2 protein-coding genes are annotated in these 2,251 nt (G+C 47.9%); both read left to right on the top strand.

Annotated elements, in window-relative coordinates:
* The coding region (locus U9P07_10150; GenBank protein ID MEA2109766.1) for a universal stress protein at positions 1–441 on the top strand (441 nt) is incomplete at its 5' end.
* 575 nt (positions 442–1,016) lie between these two features.
* Positions 1,017–2,251, top strand: a 1,235-nt coding sequence (locus U9P07_10145) for an FAD-linked oxidase C-terminal domain-containing protein (GenBank protein ID MEA2109765.1), incomplete at its 3' end; no start/stop codon positions are given.

Raw genomic sequence — 2,251 nt, 5'->3', positions numbered from 1 at the left:
GATGGTTCTGAATTAAGCCGAGCCGCCCTGCGCTACGCGGTGGAAATATGTCGCCAGTTCAACGCCGAGCTTTACCTGCTGACAGTCATGGATAAGGTTCCTTCTTACCTTGATGCCGAAATCAGTCATGAAATTTTTGAGCGAATGGAAGACATCCTGAAAAACGAAGTGGCTAATTGCTCCGGCTACTGTGAAACAGCAGGACTGGAATGTAAAAGCGAGGTCAGGACTGGACTTCCATACGAAGAGATTATCAAATATACCGAAGAAATCGATGCGGATCTGATCGTTATGTCCACCCATGGACGCAGTGGCATCTCCAGTATTCTGTTAGGCAGTATAGCGGAAAAAGTTGTCCGCCATGCTCCCTGCCCGGTTCTGACCGTCAAACCAACGTCAAAGGACTGGGAAATCAGCAAACCCGGAAGTTGTGAAATCTGATTATTAAATCTGAATTAAGCGTTTAGTACCTTACAGGTTATTATCTTGTTTTTTAACAAGAAAATGCTAAGTGCTTCACGGGTTCTTTGCCGTCAGGCAAAGGTTCCGATGAAGAAACTTATGCAAGGCTCTGATAAGAGTACTTATTTGCGGGCCGAAAAGGCCACATTTGGGTTGCGGGAGTTGGTCCCGCATTAACCTTTAGCACATAGCTATTAGCTCAATGATTACAAGATGTTTAATATTATACATGGAAAATATTCGACTTTGTCTATAGATTGACAAATTTTTATTATTTCTCACAGAGACACGGAGTCACAGAGGGCAAATGACTCGGGTTCTCTGTGACTTTGTGCCTCTGTGAGAGTATTTTATCTTTTCTGAAAACGTAGTCGAATGTTTACTATACATGTTCACCCAATGGGTGTTGTTACTAATCAACGTAAAGTCCTGATTATTAAATGCTAATTGCTAACAGCTAATCGCTCAGCTTAGGAAATATTATTGATGGGAAAATTTAAAAGCCCCTGTTACTGCAGGGGCTTTTATGTACTTTTATTTAAAGGAAATATTCATTGCAGCTGAAAGAGAAATTGCTTCAAGCTGACATCCGCGAGGAACAGCTTTTTGATACCCCCGAAGCCCTGCTCTGCTACGGCTATGATGCCACCCGGCAGATGGGACAACCACAAATGGTGGTTTTAGCGGAAACTACGGCCCAGGTAGCGGCGGTAATGTCCATCGCCCGGCAGCTGCAAATTCCCGTTTTTCCCCGGGGAGCCGGTAGCGGCATGTCCGGCGGTTCGGTACCGGTAAGCAACGGCATTGTGCTCTCACTGACCAGAATGAAACAAATAGTGGAAATCGATCTTGACAACCTGATGGCAGTTGTGGAACCAGGCGTCATTACCGAAGAACTGCAGGAAGCAGTCTCAAAACATGGCCTCATGTATCCACCGGACCCGGCCAGCCTGGCTTTTTCCACTATCGGCGGCAACGTGGCGGAAAATGCCGGTGGCCCCCGGGCAGTTAAATACGGGGTTACCGGAAATTATGTCAGCGGCCTCGAAGTGGTATTGCCTGATGCTTCCATCATTAATACCGGCAATAAATGCATCAAATCAGTCTCCGGTTACGACTTGACCCATCTCTTTGTGGGCTCGGAAGGCACCCTGGGAATTATCACCAAGATCCTTCTGCGGCTGGTACCGGCACCAGCGGTTACCAGCACCCTGTTACTTGGTTTTGCCGATATGGAGACCGCCGCCCAAGCGATTACCCATATGGTGCGTCAGCATATCATTCCCTCAACCACCGAATTTCTCGATCACCATTCCATTAATGCCATCCGTGATTCCCTGCCCTTCACCCTGCCGGAAAAAGCCCGGACTTTATTGCTGGTGGAAGTGGATGGCGATGCTGAAAGCGTCAAACGCGAATCCAGCGCGATTCAAAAACTGGTTGAATCCAGTACGGTGATGATTCTTACCGCCAGCGGGCAAGAAGAAAGAGATACTCTCTGGCAGGCCCGCCGCTCCCTGTCACCGGCCATTGCCAAAATCGCTCCGGATAAGATAAATGAAGATATTGCCGTACCTCGATCGGAAATTCCGGCGGTGCTCAGAAAAATTGAAGCAATAGCTCAGAAAGCCGATCTCCCCATTGTCTGTTTCGGCCATGCCGGCGATGGCAATATTCATGTGAATGTCATGCTGGACAAAAGCGATCCCCGGCAAGCCCGGATGGGTGAAAAGGCGGTAAAAGAAATTTTTGCCGCCACGATTGAATTAGGAGGCACTCTGTCGGGCGA

This window comes from Pseudomonadota bacterium (genome assembly GCA_034660915.1).
Lineage (GTDB): Bacteria > Desulfobacterota > Anaeroferrophillalia > Anaeroferrophillales > Anaeroferrophillaceae > DQWO01.
The sequence above is the reverse complement of the archived record's forward strand: the minus strand, read 5'-3'. Positions and strand labels throughout refer to the sequence as shown.